This window comes from Clostridium sp. BL-8, assembly GCF_002006495.1.
Classification (GTDB): Bacteria; Bacillota; Clostridia; order Clostridiales; family Clostridiaceae; genus Clostridium.
Window position 1 is genome coordinate 45,914 of record NZ_LZZL01000005.1, and the last position, 17,884, is coordinate 63,797.

The window sequence follows — 17,884 nt, forward strand, 5'->3', positions numbered from 1 at the left end:
TTTATTCTGCCTTTCCTTAGGAACTTTTAAGTGAAATTTTTTAAACTCAAATTTACTACGACACCTAACTACTTTTAGATCTTCAGCGGTACTTTTCATACATTTTTCTATTTCTCATTTTTTATTCTGTCCCTAGCCTCTCTTTAATAGAATTTAATACGTTCTTGTCGTGATAAGAGCCTGCACGTATCACAGCATCAATCTTATGCAGATTTTGGACACTATCTATAGGGTTTGCATCCAGCAGTACAAGATCAGCATACTTGCCGACATCTACGACGCCCATATCATCAAGGCGTCCTAAGAATTCAGCTCCATTAAGGGTTGTCATCTGAAGAACATGAAGTGGAGAAATACCAGCTTTCTCAAGCTCATCAAATTCCTGATGCAGAGAGTATCCACTGGTGCGCCAGTCTTCTCCTGCACCAGTATCCGTACCGGCCATCATCTTAACACCTTTGGAATCATATGTCTTAACCAGTTTCAAATAAAGATTGTATAGTCCCTGCGCTGAAGACTCACTGCTGTTCGTAAATAGCCCTAAACGTATGCGTACCATAGTCGGACACTGCCATGTGTTGTCTTTTTCATAGATATTCGCAAGATCAGATGCTTTTTCATCACTGTAAGTGTCTATTATATGCTCCAGCTGTGTTTCATCTTTTGCACCTCCAGAGGTCTTTATGGCTAAATTTGTAACTTGTTCATTCAAAAAATCTCTCAGACCTTTTATCCTCATGAATTGTACAAAGATTGGATTTTCAGTAATTGCGGGAATAACTGTATTCTCCCCTCTCAAGACAGTTTCGTCTGTTGAGCAGGATATCAAAGCCCCGTTGTTTATTCCGAAATGTTCGACACTACGGAAACCATTTTCTGCAACCTCCTTCAAGTTCATATCAGGCAACACATGTCCCTCAAAAGGCATATTAATTTTATTTGCCTCCACCTGAGCTGCATTGAACACATCCGGCCTAACGGCACCCACTTTTATAAAGTCGGCTCCTTCCTCTTTTTGCAATCGTACAAGCTCTACAGCAACCTTAGGAGTCGGTGCGTTAATCGGCGTTAGAATATCCCCAGGCATTGTTAACAATGCCGGCTGATCTATCGAACTAGTAAAGGTACCTGAATGCCATTCCTTCAAGAGATCGTAAGATCCGCTCATCTGCCTGAATCCAGTTATGCCATCGGCCAGCATACTATCCAGTGTTTCAGAAGTATGCTCTGCTCCTATTATGTGTGTATGCATGTTCAGATAACCAGGGACCACATATTTTCCGGTAGCATCTACAACCTTCGTGTCATTATTCGCTTGAATTGTGCCAGTTGGTGCGATATCTTTAATTTTTCCATCAGCGCATAGGATACTCATATTAGAGGTCAAATTACCTGTGCGTGTATCCACAATTGTTAAGTTGTTCATCAAAAGCTGATAGGATGCACTGGGCTGATCCAAATTCTTAGCAGTGTATGACTGAATATCAACAACCAAAGGCTGTCCGGCAAACAAGCCTATCCAGGCAATAGCAAGTGCTGTTACCCAACAGAGGAGGGCTTTCCATCCATGCCAAAATCTTGTCATTCTCAGGAACACGAGCGAGCCGATGGATGCTGCAAGAATTAAATAAGCAAACCAGCGTTCTTTGCTACTTATCATCAGTACTAAAACAGTGCCGAAGAAAAGCACTAATAGCAGTGTGAATCCAATAATATTTAGAATCTTTCCTGTTTTGTTTTGTCCCATAATAAAACCCTTTCTTTATCTCTTATTATTCTTTAAGATTAGAAATGTTCTATAAACTTCATTGCAAGCAAACCACATTCATCTGGCAAGTCCAGCAAGAAAGATACCCGATATTCGGTATCTCATCAAGCTCCGATTGCTAAAAGCACGCAACAATCTTACTAACAGTTTCTAATCACTGAACAAATCGTTTCTGTTTTTTCACCATGTGCTTTCATAGCACTATAGTCGCTATCTTTCAGAATAAGAGACCAACTATTCATGAAGCCAATCTTCAGATTCTTTATAAATGCGCTGTACAGATTCCGGTATGTCAATACCCGGAAGATCCATATTTATTTCAAAACCATTCCTCTTAAGAAAATATGAAAGATAGGCATAACTAGTCCTGTACTCAGAGATCTCGTGAGCAGATATTGAAAAATTGCCCCCAGAGCAGGTCTGTAAGGAATCCTTTTCATATATTCCTTCCATAGCGACAATGCTCCATACCCCGCTTGCCTTTTGCAGACGATATAGCAGTTTAAGATCAGATTGAAGTTCCACAATACAGCCATCTATATTTGCACGAATCTGTATGGTTGCCATTGTAGCTGCCACTGCCTTGTTATTGTTAAGCTCAATTATCGTGTTATAAAGCTTATGCGGTGCGTAGGAATCCATTTTGATAGACGCATCCACAAAACTATCTCCAGTTCCCGTAAACCATGATATTCTTACTATAGAGTCAGGTGAAAAGCATTTGCGCATTTCTTCCCACTGTGCATTATCCCTGCAAAAGCGCTCAAATTCAATAAGTTCCTTAATGCTAATCTTATCCTTTACCATTTGCTCCGTGCTATAACTAGGTCTTGTAAATAACATATTTTCTCCTCCTTGATGCAGTGATACTTCCAATTGTAATTTAATTTTTTCTAAGTATTCTGCATTTTTTAATGACTTACTATTTTATCTTGAACCAATTAATTATCATATAACAATTCACACTTGTGAAAAAGCAGAATTTATGATACAACTATATCATAACTCTAATTGGAGTCAATAGAAGTTGAAGAAGTGGAACAGGAGGAATTGTAATGTATCGTATCGGAAATGATAAACGAAAAACACAATCCGCAAAAATAGTTTGTAAAGGTCTAGAAGAATTGATGCGAACACAGGATTATAATGATATCTCTGTCACAAATATAATTAACGTTTCCGGCATTGGCAGAGCCACATTTTATCGTTTGTTTGATGATAAATCAGATGTTATACTATACCGCATGGAATCTGTATTCACTGACCTGATTGAGCGTGTGGGGCCCTATTCCGATTCAAACATAATTGTCAAATCTCTTCTTGAAATCTGGCTTGATCAAAAAGAGCTCTTCTTATCTTTAATAAAAGCAAATTTATATGGAGAGTTTCAAACCAGACTCGCATTTATATTAGGTGAAAAACTGAAGTTTATCAAAGAAAGAATCGCTCTGGATGATAGAAGTTGGCAATACTTTATACAAATCCGTGCGGCAATGCTCTTGACAGCATTACGGGTTGCGATTACTCAGTTTAATGAAGATAATCCGCTAGTGATTTCAGAAACCCTAAACGATCTTTTTGGGAAACAACCGGTGATATTTAATTCATAAATATAAAAAAATTATCAATACTGGTACTTAATATCTATATATTCAATTTTATTATGTCCAATTATCACTTAGCTATCCTTATATTCCCCATGAATTTTTTATCATGCAATCCAAGACAGATTTCCTAGACATTAAAAAAAGCCGTAGTACAACGTACTACGACCTTTGTGGCAGGGGCACTAGGATTTGAACCCAGAACCAATGGTTTTGGAGACCACTACTCTACCGTTGAGCCATACCCCTAAGAGACAAGATTTATTATATAACATATTTATAAATTAATCAATAAGTTTTTTTAACAACTTTTATAAACCCAATTTCAATTTCCTCTTACATATTATGACCATTGAGATTACAAATATGCATGTGATTTCTAGCATAAATAAATGCGCACAAAGATTTAATTGATATAGCTAAAAAAACTCTTATTAAGTTACAGTTCAAGGAATATATATTCTTAATTATACAGTCAGTGTATATATCATCTTTGTAAATCTTTAAATTCAATGCATTTCAATTAAAATGTCCATTTAGATACTATCTCATCACCCTCAGCTAAAGGCATTTCTCCATCACTAACCCAGCATATTACATCATCAGGCTGCAGTTCTTGGTCCGTAATTTCACAGGTGATTCCCTTTTTCCTTTTTTTATTTATCCTTTTGCTTTTTTTAAGCTCTAAATTTATAGGAGACTTATCCCTTGAACTATTACTTAGTGCCTCCTTATTCATATCAGTATTAATTTTCATCGTATATTCATCCGTAAATTCTTTATTTTCCTTACCTGAGCTGTTAGAGTTTGCGGTATCCTTATTATCTTTACTTTCACCCGCTTCTACTAATTTTCCTTCCTCTGCTTTAATTTTATTGTTTATATTATCTCTGCTTAGCTCATCTACCTCAGTTTTATTTTCACTCTTTTCTTTACTGATATTTTCTGACTTTACCTCCTCGCTCTTAGCTTTATTTTTTTCTGCTTTTTTGATATTCTGATGTTTTGCAAAATTTACCACTCTATAAACATTGGCTTCTGTTAATTCAACCATTTCTAATTCTATAAACACTTCTAAAGCTGATCTTACTTGATCAGCCTCCCTGTTAAATTCTATTGCTAAAGTTTCTACTGTATATGGTATATTTCTTGACATATACAAGTCTCCTTCTTGATTAACCTTTCCAGCTAGAGCCACAAGTCTTGTCCAAGCATAGTGAATTAAATCTCTATTAGGTTTTGTATCTATTATTTTAAATTTTGTATCCTCATACATATCAGTTCTAAATTTTATATATTTTCTTTCTCTCATAATTACCATTCTCCCTCATTTTCAATATAGATTTTCCTTGCTTAAAACCTTTCTTTGAATACTAACAATTCATTATCTTTATTTATTCATATAGGATATATGGTTTACTTGGAGAAATTACATCAAAATAAAAATTTTATTTATATTTAAGTTGCAATAATATAGGGCTATTAATTACATACATAAGAATACTATTTTTACGTAATTAATTTTAAACATAGCTAAAAAGACTACTAAAAAGAGCTATCTTATTGTGAAATAACTCTTTTTAGCAGTCTAAACAATCAAATATAGTATTGTCTTTTATGTGTATCAACAATCTAAATAAGTAATATTAAGTAAAAATCAACTTATGACGATGTACTACCAGAAGCTTTATCGGCTTTTTCTGGAGCTAATTTAGCCAATTCTTGTACATTATATAAAATCAAATTATCAAAAGAATAGTCTCCATAATATTTCCATAACTTAACTGTATTATATCCTGATAAATCTAACTTAGTTCCTGCTTCTCCATCAACTATTATAATAACTTTCTTCGGATCTAAATTATTAATTTTTATAAACTCACCCATTTCATGATTATCAAGTTGAATAGTATTTAAATTTAGAGATTTAGTCAAGTAATCAAAATCATTATTTAATGTTATGAATTTATATTCACTAAGAGATTTTAGTTTGTCACTGTATTTCTTTAAATTATCGTCAAATTCTTTTATTGCTTTGTTATAATTGTCTTCATAATAATCTCTATTTTGAGGATCTCTATCTTGAATAGCTGACTTTACATTATATAAAGCTATCTTATACTCTTCTACACCTTCAAAATAATACGGATTTTCTTTAGTATCGCTGCCTTGAGTATAACTTAAAAGCTTTATACCTCTGGCTAAATTTATTATTCCAAGATTACCTTTTTTTAATTCGTTAATAAGTGAATTACTCCATGGCTCAAATGAAGTACCCGAATATATAAATAAATCCATATTAGATATGTTATCTAAAACGTCCTCACTATACTTAAATTCACTAATCTCCTTTTCATCAGTAAGCATATAATTCACACTATTCTTATCTTTTGTTATCTTCTTAACCATATCATATTGTGGTTTACTAACTGTCATTATATTTAAATATTTATCTCTATTTTCTGCTTTATTATTGTCAGTGTTTGCTAACAAAGGATTTGAAAAAAAACTCATACCAAAAGACAATGCAATAGTTATTATTATCATTGCAAAGGTAATCTTCTTCAAAATAAGTCACCTCCAAAATTGACTGACCTCTTATAATTTTCTTTCTAATATACTTATTAATTAATAAATATAGAACAATTTATAATTTATGTATCAAAAATAATTAATTCTTCATTCATTTCTTATATACAGTTTAGCATACATTTTACTTTATTATACCAACATATTCACAAGAAATATATACAAATTTATTACATTTTTTCTGAATATTTAATTTATGTAATATTAAAGTTACTTATAAACAATATTTTTAATTTGCTTTTATATAATTTTGATATAAAATAAAAGGATGAGAATTTATAAGCCTCGTTTTTATTATTTTCACTCAGAATGTATTATAAACTATTTGGATAGAATTTTAAACAAAAAAAATCGCAGATGACTATAGAGCCATAGGTTTCTTTATACATCTGACTTTTTTAGCGTGTGTGAGAAAAATCTAACGTGTGAATATATTCTCACTTGAAGGAGGTATTTCATGGAATTTGAAATTTATAATGTAGCTGATACTACTAAACTTGGAATAGAATTAGGTAAATTATTAAATGCCGGTGATATAATATGCCTAACTGGAGATTTAGGAGTTGGCAAAACTCATATTACTAAGGGAATTGCACAAGGCCTTGGAGTAACTGATACTATTACAAGTCCAACTTTTACAATTGTTAATGAATATGATAGTGGTAGATTGAAACTCAACCATTTTGATGTATATAGAGTAAATGACCCTGATGAAATTTATGCAATTGGCTTTGATGATTATATTTTTTCAGATGCAGTATCTATTATTGAATGGGCAAATTATATAGAAGAAATTCTACCAGATGATTTACTTCATATAAATATAAAAAAAGATCTCACTAAAGGTGAAGATTACAGAAAAATAATTTTAACTCCTTACGGAGGAAGATATGATTATATAAAGGAGTTGAAGATATGATTATACTCTCTATAGATTCATCTTCAAAGGTAGCAACTGCTGCTTTAATGAAGGATAATAAATTACTTGGAGAAATTACTTTAAATGATAAGAAAGAGCACTCTGTCATTCTCATGTCCATAATAGAAAATTTATTAAAAGCTAATAATTTAAGCATAGATGATGTCGATGGATATGTTGTTTCTAAGGGCCCTGGTTCTTTCACTGGCCTTAGGATAGGTATGGCGACAATAAAAGGGCTTAGCTTTGGAAGTAATAAACCTTATGTCAGTGTATCAAGTCTAGATGCTTTAGCACTAAGCGCAGCTAATTTTGATGGAATTATATGTCCTATAATGGATGCCTTAAGAAATAGTGTATATACTGCATTGTATAAGGGGCATTCTGCTGATTCTCTAACTGCTATAAAATCAGCCAATGCAAATTCTGATCTTCCAGTTACACTAGAAAAAGTTTTAGATTATTCTGCTCTAGATCTTAATGAGCTGGTAGAAATTATTAAAGCAAAAGAAGAAAAAGTTATATTTATTGGTGATGGCGTAGATAAATATAAAGATTATTTAATTGAAAATTGTCCAAATTGTTATTTTCCACCTAATCATCTTAATTTAGTTCGTGCTTCTTCTTTAGGCGAAATAGGTAGTGTATTATTAAAAAATGGTGATTTTGATGATCCAAACTCTACTCCATTTTACCTGAAGAAATCACAAGCTGAAAGAGAATATGAGCAAAGGATGAAATAGACATGTGTGTGACTATTGATTTGATGAAAGAAGAAGACATTGATGAAGTTCTAGAAATAAGTTCATTAAGTTTCTCTGTTTCCTGGAGCATGGAATCCTATATACAAGAATTATCTAATCCTGTAGCTAAATACTTTATAGCAAGACTTGATGAGAAAGTTGTTGGTTTTGCAGGAACATGGATCATTTTAGATGAAGCGCATATAACAAATATAGCTGTACACCCAAACTGCAGAAAGCAAGGAATTGCATCTAAGCTCCTTAATGAATTAATTGATTATTGTAAAAATGAGCGGGCTTGCAGAGCCTTTACCCTTGAAGTTAGAAGCAGTAATACAGCCGCAAAAGCATTATATGAAAAATATAATTTTAAGCAGGATGGAATTAGAAGAGGATATTACGAAGATAATAAAGAAGATGCCATTATCATGTGGCTAAGATGATAGTAAAGTTCCTTAGGAACTTTACTATCATTTTTATATCAATTCTATTTCACTATTATCTAATATTTCTGTGATCTGTTCATTAGGCTTTTCATTTGTTATTATTGCATCTATATCATCAATCATAGCGAATTTATAATTACCATCTACATTAAATTTTTTATTTTCCATTACCAAAAATGTTTTTTTACTGGATTGTATTATAGCTGCTTTGGTTATCCCATCCTCAATTTCAAAGGTTGTTATACTCTTATCAAAAGCATCAATTCCGCAGCTACCTATAAAGGCTTTATCAAATTTATATTTTTTAATAAAATCATTAGCCGCTGCTCCAATAAAACCGTTTAATGCTTTATTCAAAACGCCTGCTGCAACTACAACTGTAATATTATTGTCTGACGTAGCTAAAATATTTGCAATCTCAAGCATATTAGTAACAACTATCACTCTTTTTTTGCTTTTTAAGAGAGCTTTTGCTATTAAAATATTAATTGTGGAAATATCTAAAAATATAGTTTCCCTATCTTGAATTAATTCTAAGGCTTTCTCTGCAATTATGCTCTTAGTTGTAATATCTACCTTTTCCCTTTCTGAAATATCATATATTTGAGAAGACTGCCTAACTTGAATTGCCCCTCCATATGTTCTTTTTAGTTTTCCTGTATGTTCTAACTGTTTTAGATCTTTTCTAATACAATCTTCTGTCACATTAAACCTTTGACTTAAATCCTTAACCTTAACTTTCCCCTGCATATTTAATATATTTAATATCTCATCTAATCTTTCTTCCGTAAACATATAACTCATTCTCCTAATTATTTATTATTAAGGCACATGAAAATAATATTCTCGAATATTTTTCTATAACTATAATAATACACAATATATAAGGGACTTTCAAAATTTTTAAAATTATTTTGATCGTCCCTTTTTATTAAAACTTTATATTTGGATTTTAACTATTTTATTAGGCATTATCAAAAAATGCTAAATCAATATGCCCTATTGTTTTTCAAAATCTGACTTTGGAACTCCACATAATGGGCATACCCAATCATCAGGAATATCTTCAAACTTTGTTCCTGGTGCAACTCCATTATCCGGATCACCTAATGCCTCATCATAAATATAACCACATACTGTACAAATATACTTTTCCATAATAAAAACCTCCTCCAAATTTAATTGTTATTTAAATACTAATATTTGTTAATTTATTAAATATATTTAAAGCATTTCTGCAATTGCTTTACCAAATCCCCTGCACCTATTTAGTGCATCTTCATCAGGATCCCATAATTCTCTTATTCCTCAATCACCGTATCATTTATTCTAAAACTTATTGAAACACCCCTTTTCTTATCTCTATATTGATATAATACCAGATAGGGAATTATTAATCAATAGTTATTATTAATTAATTAATTTTGTTAACTAATAAAATTATAATTATTCTATTTAATTTCTCCTTATTGATTTCTTATAATTACTTTTCCCAAAAGCATAAAATCAATTCGTAAGCCTTTATTTAGTAAAAAAGCTGTGACAAAATGTTTTTAACCGTTTTTGTCACAGCTTTTTCTATATTTCTATATAGTTTTTGTTGTATCTTCTATACTTCCGAAATTAGCTTCTGCTTTGAATATTGAAACCGAAATCCTTTTGTATAATACATAAGTTAATATTGATGTTATAAGTGCCTTTATAGCATTAATTGGTAATAATCCTGCAGTAATATACCATATAAGATAAGCATTATCCACATGCATTCCATAAGCAGGTAATAATAGATATACATTTCCTATAATTCCTACTATCTGCATAACAACTGCTCCTAATATCATTCCAAGTATAGCATTTTTTTTGCTTTTCTTTTTATGGTATACAAGTCCAGCTGGCAATATTAATGCAACTCCAAATAAAAAGTTTGCAACCTCTCCAACGAAACCTGTGCTTGTTCCTTTTATCGCTAATATTACAACATTTTTTAATAACTCTATTATTATTCCTGCCATTGGTCCAAAACCAAATACCCCAAGCATTGCTGGAACATCGCTTAAATCAAATTGTAACCATGGAAATGGCGGTATTATTGGAAATTCTATATACCTAAGTATAAGTGCTATTGCTGCTAATAAGGAAATTTTTACCATTCTACTTGTTTTTTCGTTCATCTTTCTACCTCCCAAAAGATTATCTTCCTGGTATAGCTTATTAGTTATCCTATTTTCAATTAACTTCATTTGAACGTTTGTTTTTAAACATAAAAAAAGCCCTGATGTTAAACATCAGGGCTTAAACTCAAAGAGTTAAATTACAAAAATCAAAATCTCTAATAGGTTACCTTCTTTCATCCAGACTATACTGTCGGCTTCGGAATTACACCGAATCTGCTTATTTTAAGCTCGCGGGCTGTACCGCCGGTAGGGATTCACACCCTGCCCTGAAGATATTATATTTTTTATTTTCTTAATTATATAACTTTATTATATAATTTTCAATATGTTTTTATTTCTAGTAAAAATATTAATTTCTAATTATAAAAACAAATATTAATTATACAATCTGTTTTATTGTCCTATAAGCTTGTCATTTTTTAATATATGTTCAGTCAACCAATCGTTTAGAAAATTCAGTACTTCCATTAAGCTCTCATCTTGATTTTCATCAACATTTTTTAAATCAATTGCTTCAAGCTTTTTAATAAATGCATCATGTTCTACCTTTTGAGTGAACATTCTCTTATAGTTTATACTTTCCATATATTCTTCTTCTGATTTAAAATGAAAAACAGTGTAATCCTTTAATTCCTGTAGTATTTCTACTATTTTGTCATACTTATCAATTGTAAATTCGTCCTTTAGTAACATGTAAGCTTTATCTGCTAGTTCAAACAGCTTCTTATGTTGCTTATCAATTAGTTCTACCCCAATTTTATACTCTTCTTTCATTTCATACATAAATAAAACATTCCTCCTATCATAGTTTAAGTTTCATCCATCCTATTATTTTCTAATATATCACCTTTTTCTGACAAAGTCACTATGAAATACATGTTTCTTTAATAAAAATTTCAAATTCGATAATTTTTACAGCTAAAAAATTGAAAATGTTTATCTATGACTTATTACTAAACAAATATTACATTTTTAGCTTTCTATACCTATTATAAGCTGCCATTATTTCTTGCTTTCTCGGCATAGCTAAGCTTCCATTTCCGCCTTTCACCCTTTCAATAAACAATAACCCATTTTTATCTATTTCATTAATTATTTTATCCACAAATTTTTCTAAACTTAGATTTTTATCCACAATATTATCCTCTGCCCATTTCATAATAGAACCTATTGCATTTAGCTGCTCATTATCTACTATTTGTTCTACAGCTCTCAAATTTATCTCTTCCTTATTTATACTTATTACATCTAACCCCATTGTTTTTACTTTTACGCCCTTTTCACCAGCTTGAACAGTTCCTTTTTTAACTACTCTATTAAATGAAATATTTATTTTTAAATTTCTATCATTAATTCTTTTTATTATATGCCCGCTGCTTAGCTCTTTAGCCTCTTTTGTAACATCCTTAGTTTCATAATTATCCATTTGAATCACACAGTCTGCTACATCAAAAAAATCTCCACAGCTTCCAACTACCATTATTGTTGAGATTCCTTTTTGTTCATATAAAGGCTTAACTACTTCAATAAATGGTGTTATTGGTTCCTTTTCTTTTGAAACTAGCTTTTGCATTAGCTCATCTCTCATCATAAAGTTAGTAGCTGAAGTATCTTCATCTATTAATAATACACCGCTGCCACTTTCTATTCCTTCTATTATATTAGCCGCCTGAGAGGTGCTTCCACTTGCATTCTCTGTACAGAATTCTGTAGTATTTTTTTCATTTGGCAGATTATTTATAAATAACGATATATCTGTTTTCGTTACACATCTATTATCTTCTGCTCTCACTTTCAATGCAGATTTATCTGTTATTACAAATTCTCTTCCATCACCCTCAATATGATTATAAACGCCAAGTTCTAAAGCTCTTAATAATGTGGATTTACCATGATATCCTCCTCCAACGATAAGAGTTATGCCCTTTTTTATTCCCATTCCTTTAATTGTGCCTTTACTTTGCGTATTAAACTCCATTTCTAATTCCTTAGGTGAAATAAATACCTTTCCATTTTTTAATGGTCTAGAAGATATTCCGCTTTCTCTAGGTAAAATTGATCCATTGGCAATAAATGCAATCAAACCTCTTTTGCCTAGTTCTTCTCTTATGCATTCCTGATCTTCCATTAGCTTTACTCTATTTATCAGCTTTGTACTATTGATGTTTTTATATATCAAAGTTTTCTCAACAATATTTGGTATAACATTATATAAAATTTTCTCAAGTTCCTTTGCTAAAACGCTCCTTCCTCTTGCAGGAAATCCAACATAAAACCTTGCTTCTAGCTTATCATTATCTATAATTATTGAAGTTCTTTCTAATATTTGCTGAGGGCATTTACTTATAACTATTAAGCCACTCTTTCCTGAACCAAAAATTCTTTCACTGCACTTATTTATATTGTAATAAAATTCTCTTGTTAAATAATCTGCTACCGCAATATTTTTGTATTTATTATCAAAAAGCTCCTTTGGAAATCCCGCCATTTTTTGATTTACTATTACTCTAATTCTAGACGGTGCTGCAAAAGGATCCCCTTGAACATGATCTATGCTCAATATATAATTTTTAAAATCATATTGCCCTTCTAGGTTTTTATATAGCTTATAACTTTTCCCATCAATTCTATCTAATTCTCTCTTTAATTCTTCTAAATTTTTCATGTAATTCACCTATTTTTCTCTTAATATTTAAGATTTTTTTCTTAATATATTTTCAACTTATTTAATAATATCATATTATTTTATAGCTAAACAAATTAGGGACTTGATTTATTCCTTGTAATTTGCAACTTGTCACTGCTTTAGTTATTGCCTTAATCTATAAAAATATTAGTTCTAAGTTATAAGCCTAGTTCCTATTCTGGATATCTATAGCTTTCCATTCACATATTAGTGAAATATTATTTTCTTCAAGATTTGCTATTATATTACCATTCATTTTTTCCATTAAACTTTTGACAATTGATAGTCCAAGTCCTGTTCCTTGTCCTTTTCTCACCTGATCTGCCATGTAAAATCTATCAAACATATGTAATATATCTTCCTGGTTCATATTTGTACATATATTTGAGATTTTAAAAACAGCTTCATTTTTAACTTCTTCTAAATTTATTTCAATATCTCCTTCAGCATACTTTAATGTATTTGAAAGTAAATTATCTATTATTCGCTCTAAACTATCTTCATCTCCCATTATAAAGATTGGGCTATTTAAAATATTTATCTTAGGATTAACTCCTTTACTTTCAAACACTTCATAAAAAGATAGAAGCTCTTCACGTACTATATTGGTTAAATTTATCTTTGTCATGTGTAATTCATAATCATCACTTTCTATGTATGCTAATTCAAAAAAGTCATTTATAAGTACATTTAGCTTATCCGTTTTATTCCTGAGTACATTTAACGCAGTTTCCCTATCTATCTCGTCATTTTCAAGTAACCTTAAATATCCTATTATTGATGTCAATGGAGTTCTTAAATCATGCGACATATTGGCTATTCCTTGCTTCAAAGTATTTTTAACCATTATTTTTTCCTGTTCATTTCTCTTATAAAGTTCTAAATATTCATTAATCTCAAAAGCTAAGCCTTCTATGTTTTTATCTGCTATTTTAATATTAACCTTCCTATTTGTTTTTCTCTTTCTAAATTCCTTAATTTGAATTGTAATATCTCGTATCTGCTTCTTATAAAAAAACAGCTTAATATTCATAATTATTACAAGTATAATTAGCATTGATAAAATAGCAATAAATAAATACATTTCATATCTCCTGATTCATCTAAGGCACTATCAAATAAATAACAAGTCCGCTTGCAAGGCTATTTTGGACTCGTTATTTATTTTCATGTGCCTAATATAATTTTTTAGTTATTTAATATCCTCATATTTTACAAATAAGATGCTTCCTCCAATTGTTATTATAAAAGTTATGATTGATGATATTATACATTTAATAATTTCAAATAGAGATGCAAATCTCACCATTGCATGAATTCCTGCTATATAAGGTAAATAGGACAACATATGCGAAACATATGGATATTTACCATTTGGAAAAGCATACTGAAATGAGATAATTAATACAAAAGGTGCAACGATTGTACAAAAATTACTCTTCGTTATTATAGCTGTCATAAAGATTATTGATATTGTCGCTAAATTATACATTATTCCAAGAATAATTGTTCTAACTAATGCTAAAATAGTATCCAGATTCAAGGAATCACAAAAACCGTGTATCAATGAAACATAACTGACTAAAACCGATATATATATTATTTCTAAAAGCAAAGAAAATAGCATTGTCACAAGAATTTTACTCAACAATACTTGAGTTCTTTTATATCCATAAACAAAACTCTTAGTTATATTACTACTTTTAAAATCTTTTACTATAAATCCTGAGGCAAGGAGTGCAAAGAGAAAATTTCCTAACATGATATCCCCAAACCCATCCCCATCTGTTAAAACATATGCTCCATTTAATATAGCACCTTCATAACTTCGATTCATTTCTCTCTCATGATCCCAAAAAATCATGAGTAAAAATCCAAACGCAAATGCTAAAGTTATCATTCCAATGAAATATTTACTTTTCCTTAACTTATAAAATTCTCCTCTAATTAAATTAATCATTACATTTACCTCCAACTAATTTAAAGAAATAATCTTCTAAAGATTCACCCATCTGCATTATTTCTTTAACCCCTATGCCATGTTTAGCTAAAGCCAGCGTAATTTTTTCTCCATCAAATTCATCATATATTCTTATAATATTATCTGGGAAAACTTCGTAATCTTTTATTCCAAGTTCATTTTCTAAAATAAGCGAAACATCTGAAGAATCCTTTACTTTTAAATGAAGGTAATTCCTAGATTTATCTGCTAGCTCACTCGCAGTTATTTCTTCAATTAATTTTCCATCATTAATAAAAGCATATATGTTACAAATTTGAGTAAGTTCAGTCAATATATGACTTGATATTAGAATTGTTGTTCCTCTTTCTTTATTTAATTTAAGTAAAAGTTCTCTTATTTCTTTTATTCCAACTGGATCTACTCCATTGATAGGCTCGTCTAAAATCAAAACTTCCGGGTCACTTAGCAATGCCATTGCAATACCTAACCTTTGTTTCATTCCCAATGAGAAGTTTTTGGTTTTCTTTTTTTCAATATCATTAAGTCCTACTGACTTTAAAGCTTCATCAATACATTTTGTTCCTGGAATTCCTCTTTGAATTCTAATAAGCTCAAGGTTTTCCTTTGCAGTCATATTAAGATATATTGCTGCCGAGTCTATTAATGTACCCATCCTGCTTCTTTGCTTTACAAGCTCCTTTTCATCACTATGTCCAAATAACTGAACTTGTCCTTCATTTGGTGCAGCAAGCCCAGTAATTACTCTTATCATAGTCGTCTTTCCAGCTCCGTTTTTACCTATAAAACCATATATATCACCTTTTTTTATCTTTATAGATATATTATCTAATACTTTCTTTCTATTGCATATTTTGGTAATATCATCTGCTTTAACTATATATTCATTCATTGTTTATTACTCCTTTCTTCGTTACGCTCTTATAATAAACAATGGCACTTAAGAAAACTTTGCTAAAGTATTTCAAAAACCTTAAATTTATTATTGAAATCTATTTCTCTAAATACATATTTTTATACAAATTATTTGGAATATTAAATGCGCCTCACTTATTACTTTTTCAACCTATATCCCATTGCCCAAATTGTTTCTATGTAGTCTTGTCCATTATTACCTGCCTTTGATAATTTATTTCTTAATCTGCTCATATGTACATTCACAGTATTATCATCTCCTAAGTATTCCTCTCCCCAAATACTTTCAAAAATATTAGCTTTACTATACACCTTACTAGGATTCCTCAATAACAACTCCAATATTGCAAACTCTCTTGAGGTCAGCGTGATAATAACTTTTCCCACTTTTACTTCCTTACTTTCCGTATCTAAACTAATGTCTTTATAACTTATAATATTACCTTTCTTTTCTTCCGCTGAAGAAAATTCTAAATATCTTCTTAAATTAGAATTAACTCTTGCAATTACTTCATCTGGATCAAAAGGCTTGCAAATAAAATCATCAGCACCTTTCTCCAATAGCTCTAACTTGGTTTTTTTAGAAGTCTTTGCACTTACAACAATTATTGGAGCCTTTGTTATTTCCCTGATTTTTAGAATGACTTCCTCTCCACTGATTCCTGGAATCATCAAATCCAATAAAATCATCTTCCACCTCTCATTTTCAATGCACATTAAAGCTTCTGTTCCAGAGAAAGCAGCTCTGGCTCTATATCCCTTTCTCTCAAGAATACTGCAAAGCAAATTATTAATGTCATTCTCATCTTCCACTACTAAAATTTTAGCTCTCTTATCCATAACTTCCTCCATTAAAATCTTCATAGTTACTTTTAATATTTATCTTTAGCTTAATACCAAATAAACTCATTATTATCCTTTAATTATATTTCATGTAAAAATTATACTATATTATCTAATGGTAATTCTTAAATAATTATTAATTCAAAACAATGTTTATAAAAAATAAACTATAAAATAAAAATATCCACATGAATTATAATTTCTTATAGTATTCATGTGGATATTTTATTTAAATTTATATGGACATCCGACTTACAATTCGAAATATATGCTCAACATTTACTTAAGCTTATATGCAGACAAAGAAAAGAAATACATGTTTGTGGAGTAGGCATTTGAAATTAAGCTGTGGAAGTTCTTAATTGGAGCTTGTTCTATTTCTGCTTGTCCTGAACTTGCTTCAGGAACATGCAGAAATGGATACAAGCTTCAGTTTAGAACTTCCCAGTGAAAATTTCATAGTCCTACGTAATAAACATGTATTTCTTTTCGATTCATATACGCTTAAGTATAAGGTTTATATGAATTATAAACTTTTTACTTTGCTCATAACTTCTGCACAGTATTCTGTTACTCCTGCAGCACCACCATTTTTGTATGCTTTATTTAAATCACTACCAATTCCGCTACAATCTGCTCCTGTAGTAATCCATTCAGTTATATTATCTTTATTTACTCCACCAGTAGGCATTATGTTAAGGTCTGGGAATATTGATTTTGCTCCACCTATGAAACCTTTTCCTACAACATTTCCTGGGAATACTTTTATAAATCTTAAACCTAATTTATAAACTTTATTTAATTCTGACATTGTCATTAATCCTGGAATTACTAATGCTTTTTTAGCAATTATATGAGTTATAACTTCTTCATCTACACATGGAGAAACAATAAAATCAGCACCATTTTCAATACATGCATCTGCTGCTTCTGTACTTAATACAGTTCCAGCTCCAACACAAGCATCCTTATATTCTTCTTTTAATTCTTTTATTAACTTAGGTGCATCTGGTACACTCATAGTTACTTCTATAATCTTCATTCCGCCTTTAATAGCAGCGATACTTATTTCTTTCGCCTCATCATATGTCTTAGTTCTAACAACTGCTACTGCTTTTTCTTCTTTTAATGTGTTATAAATTTTTTCAAACATTCTTACACCTCATTTAAATTTAAATTTTAATATATATTTTCAATTCTAGTTAACAATGAATAA

At 30.5% G+C, this 17,884-nt stretch carries 18 protein-coding genes, 1 tRNA gene and 1 riboswitch; of the genes, 4 read left to right on the forward strand and 15 right to left on the reverse strand.

Features of this window, described 5'->3' with window-relative positions:
* Positions 1-121: 121 nt before the first annotated feature.
* On the reverse strand, positions 122-1,747 hold the full coding sequence (locus CLOBL_RS02035) for an amidohydrolase family protein (RefSeq protein ID WP_077857471.1): 1,626 nt from the start codon (positions 1,745-1,747) through the stop codon (positions 122-124).
* Positions 1,748-2,002: 255 nt separating this feature from the next.
* On the reverse strand, positions 2,003-2,611 hold the full coding sequence (locus CLOBL_RS02040; RefSeq protein ID WP_077857472.1) for a nuclear transport factor 2 family protein: 609 nt from the start codon (positions 2,609-2,611) through the stop codon (positions 2,003-2,005).
* A gap of 212 nt (positions 2,612-2,823) precedes the next feature.
* Here CLOBL_RS02040 and CLOBL_RS02045 point away from each other — a divergent pair, with 212 nt between their 5' ends.
* Complete coding sequence (locus CLOBL_RS02045; RefSeq protein WP_077857473.1) at positions 2,824-3,378, forward strand: TetR/AcrR family transcriptional regulator; 555 nt, start codon at positions 2,824-2,826, stop codon at positions 3,376-3,378.
* A 168-nt stretch (positions 3,379-3,546) separates the two neighbouring features.
* Here CLOBL_RS02045 and CLOBL_RS02050 read toward each other — a convergent pair.
* The 3 genes from CLOBL_RS02050 to CLOBL_RS02060 form a co-directional block, all read right to left on the reverse strand.
* Positions 3,547-3,621 (reverse strand) — tRNA-Trp (locus tag CLOBL_RS02050).
* 274 nt (positions 3,622-3,895) lie between these two features.
* Positions 3,896-4,684 carry a phage replisome organizer N-terminal domain-containing protein gene (locus CLOBL_RS02055; RefSeq protein ID WP_077857474.1) on the reverse strand — a complete coding sequence of 263 codons (789 nt, stop codon included), beginning with the start codon at positions 4,682-4,684 and terminating at the stop codon, positions 3,896-3,898.
* A 350-nt stretch (positions 4,685-5,034) separates the two neighbouring features.
* Positions 5,035-5,940 carry a zinc ABC transporter substrate-binding protein gene (locus tag CLOBL_RS02060; RefSeq protein ID WP_077857475.1) on the reverse strand — a complete coding sequence of 302 codons (906 nt, stop codon included), beginning with the start codon at positions 5,938-5,940 and terminating at the stop codon, positions 5,035-5,037.
* A 478-nt stretch (positions 5,941-6,418) separates the two neighbouring features.
* Between CLOBL_RS02060 and tsaE the strand changes: the two genes are divergently transcribed.
* From tsaE to rimI, 3 genes are read left to right on the forward strand one after another with little or no spacing between them, the layout of a single operon-like run.
* On the forward strand, positions 6,419-6,880 hold the full coding sequence (tsaE, locus tag CLOBL_RS02065) for a tRNA (adenosine(37)-N6)-threonylcarbamoyltransferase complex ATPase subunit type 1 TsaE (RefSeq protein WP_009168228.1): 462 nt from the start codon (positions 6,419-6,421) through the stop codon (positions 6,878-6,880).
* Positions 6,877-7,623: a tRNA (adenosine(37)-N6)-threonylcarbamoyltransferase complex dimerization subunit type 1 TsaB gene (tsaB, locus tag CLOBL_RS02070; protein WP_077857476.1), complete on the forward strand. Its 747-nt coding sequence runs from the start codon at positions 6,877-6,879 to the stop codon at positions 7,621-7,623. Before tsaE ends, tsaB begins: the two co-directional genes overlap by 4 nt.
* Before the next feature lie 2 nt (positions 7,624-7,625).
* Complete coding sequence (rimI, locus tag CLOBL_RS02075; RefSeq protein WP_077857477.1) at positions 7,626-8,066, forward strand: ribosomal protein S18-alanine N-acetyltransferase; 441 nt, start codon at positions 7,626-7,628, stop codon at positions 8,064-8,066.
* Between the two features lie 33 nt (positions 8,067-8,099).
* On the opposite strand, the gene CLOBL_RS02080 is transcribed toward rimI, so the two are convergent.
* The 10 genes from CLOBL_RS02080 to eda form a co-directional block, all read right to left on the reverse strand.
* Positions 8,100-8,864 carry a DeoR/GlpR family DNA-binding transcription regulator gene (locus CLOBL_RS02080; RefSeq protein WP_077857478.1) on the reverse strand — a complete coding sequence of 255 codons (765 nt, stop codon included), beginning with the start codon at positions 8,862-8,864 and terminating at the stop codon, positions 8,100-8,102.
* Positions 8,865-9,068: 204 nt separating this feature from the next.
* Entirely contained in the window at positions 9,069-9,227 is a 159-nt protein-coding gene (gene rd / locus CLOBL_RS02085) for a rubredoxin (RefSeq protein WP_009168224.1), read from the reverse strand.
* A 428-nt stretch (positions 9,228-9,655) separates the two neighbouring features.
* Entirely contained in the window at positions 9,656-10,240 is a 585-nt protein-coding gene (locus CLOBL_RS02090) for an ECF transporter S component (protein ID WP_077857479.1), read from the reverse strand.
* Between the two features lie 164 nt (positions 10,241-10,404).
* Positions 10,405-10,521: riboswitch (FMN riboswitch) on the reverse strand.
* Positions 10,522-10,636: 115 nt separating this feature from the next.
* Positions 10,637-11,026 carry a hemerythrin family protein gene (locus CLOBL_RS02095; RefSeq protein WP_009168222.1) on the reverse strand — a complete coding sequence of 130 codons (390 nt, stop codon included), beginning with the start codon at positions 11,024-11,026 and terminating at the stop codon, positions 10,637-10,639.
* 181 nt (positions 11,027-11,207) lie between these two features.
* Positions 11,208-12,908 (reverse strand): ABC-ATPase domain-containing protein, encoded by a 1,701-nt coding sequence (locus CLOBL_RS02100; RefSeq protein WP_077857480.1) that lies wholly within the window; start codon positions 12,906-12,908, stop codon positions 11,208-11,210.
* Between the two features lie 187 nt (positions 12,909-13,095).
* Entirely contained in the window at positions 13,096-14,013 is a 918-nt protein-coding gene (locus CLOBL_RS02105; protein WP_077857482.1) for a HAMP domain-containing sensor histidine kinase, read from the reverse strand.
* Positions 14,014-14,121: 108 nt separating this feature from the next.
* The gene (locus CLOBL_RS02110; protein WP_077857483.1) at positions 14,122-14,889 is read right to left on the reverse strand and encodes an ABC transporter permease; all 768 of its coding nucleotides are present in this window, start codon (positions 14,887-14,889) and stop codon (positions 14,122-14,124) included.
* Positions 14,882-15,802, reverse strand: a complete 921-nt coding sequence (locus CLOBL_RS02115; RefSeq protein ID WP_077857484.1) for an ATP-binding cassette domain-containing protein — start codon at positions 15,800-15,802, stop codon at positions 14,882-14,884. The genes CLOBL_RS02110 and CLOBL_RS02115 overlap by 8 nt, the downstream gene beginning before the upstream one ends.
* 161 nt (positions 15,803-15,963) lie before the next feature.
* Positions 15,964-16,665, reverse strand: coding sequence for a response regulator transcription factor (locus tag CLOBL_RS02120; protein WP_077857485.1), 702 nt, complete (start codon positions 16,663-16,665; stop codon positions 15,964-15,966).
* Between the two features lie 529 nt (positions 16,666-17,194).
* Positions 17,195-17,821, reverse strand: coding sequence for a bifunctional 4-hydroxy-2-oxoglutarate aldolase/2-dehydro-3-deoxy-phosphogluconate aldolase (eda, locus tag CLOBL_RS02125; protein ID WP_009168216.1), 627 nt, complete (start codon positions 17,819-17,821; stop codon positions 17,195-17,197).
* Positions 17,822-17,884 lie beyond the last annotated feature (63 nt).

Excerpts from the sequence above, each read along its gene's own strand:
- CLOBL_RS02035 (WP_077857471.1), bottom strand. The coding sequence starts at position 1,747 with ATGGGACAAAACAAAACAGGAAAGATTCTAAATATTATTGGATTCACA.
- CLOBL_RS02040 (WP_077857472.1), bottom strand. The coding sequence starts at position 2,611 with ATGTTATTTACAAGACCTAGTTATAGCACGGAGCAAATGGTAAAGGAT.
- CLOBL_RS02045 (WP_077857473.1), top strand. The coding sequence starts at position 2,824 with ATGTATCGTATCGGAAATGATAAACGAAAAACACAATCCGCAAAAATA.
- CLOBL_RS02055 (WP_077857474.1), bottom strand. The coding sequence starts at position 4,684 with ATGAGAGAAAGAAAATATATAAAATTTAGAACTGATATGTATGAGGAT.
- tsaE (WP_009168228.1), top strand. The coding sequence starts at position 6,419 with ATGGAATTTGAAATTTATAATGTAGCTGATACTACTAAACTTGGAATA.
- tsaB (WP_077857476.1), top strand. The coding sequence starts at position 6,877 with ATGATTATACTCTCTATAGATTCATCTTCAAAGGTAGCAACTGCTGCT.
- rimI (WP_077857477.1), top strand. The coding sequence starts at position 7,626 with ATGTGTGTGACTATTGATTTGATGAAAGAAGAAGACATTGATGAAGTT.
- CLOBL_RS02080 (WP_077857478.1), bottom strand. The coding sequence starts at position 8,864 with ATGTTTACGGAAGAAAGATTAGATGAGATATTAAATATATTAAATATG.
- rd (WP_009168224.1), bottom strand. The coding sequence starts at position 9,227 with ATGGAAAAGTATATTTGTACAGTATGTGGTTATATTTATGATGAGGCA.
- CLOBL_RS02090 (WP_077857479.1), bottom strand. The coding sequence starts at position 10,240 with ATGAACGAAAAAACAAGTAGAATGGTAAAAATTTCCTTATTAGCAGCA.
- CLOBL_RS02095 (WP_009168222.1), bottom strand. The coding sequence starts at position 11,026 with ATGTATGAAATGAAAGAAGAGTATAAAATTGGGGTAGAACTAATTGAT.
- CLOBL_RS02100 (WP_077857480.1), bottom strand. The coding sequence starts at position 12,908 with ATGAAAAATTTAGAAGAATTAAAGAGAGAATTAGATAGAATTGATGGG.
- CLOBL_RS02105 (WP_077857482.1), bottom strand. The coding sequence starts at position 14,013 with ATGTATTTATTTATTGCTATTTTATCAATGCTAATTATACTTGTAATA.
- CLOBL_RS02110 (WP_077857483.1), bottom strand. The coding sequence starts at position 14,889 with ATGATTAATTTAATTAGAGGAGAATTTTATAAGTTAAGGAAAAGTAAA.
- CLOBL_RS02115 (WP_077857484.1), bottom strand. The coding sequence starts at position 15,802 with ATGAATGAATATATAGTTAAAGCAGATGATATTACCAAAATATGCAAT.
- CLOBL_RS02120 (WP_077857485.1), bottom strand. The coding sequence starts at position 16,665 with ATGGATAAGAGAGCTAAAATTTTAGTAGTGGAAGATGAGAATGACATT.
- eda (WP_009168216.1), bottom strand. The coding sequence starts at position 17,821 with ATGTTTGAAAAAATTTATAACACATTAAAAGAAGAAAAAGCAGTAGCA.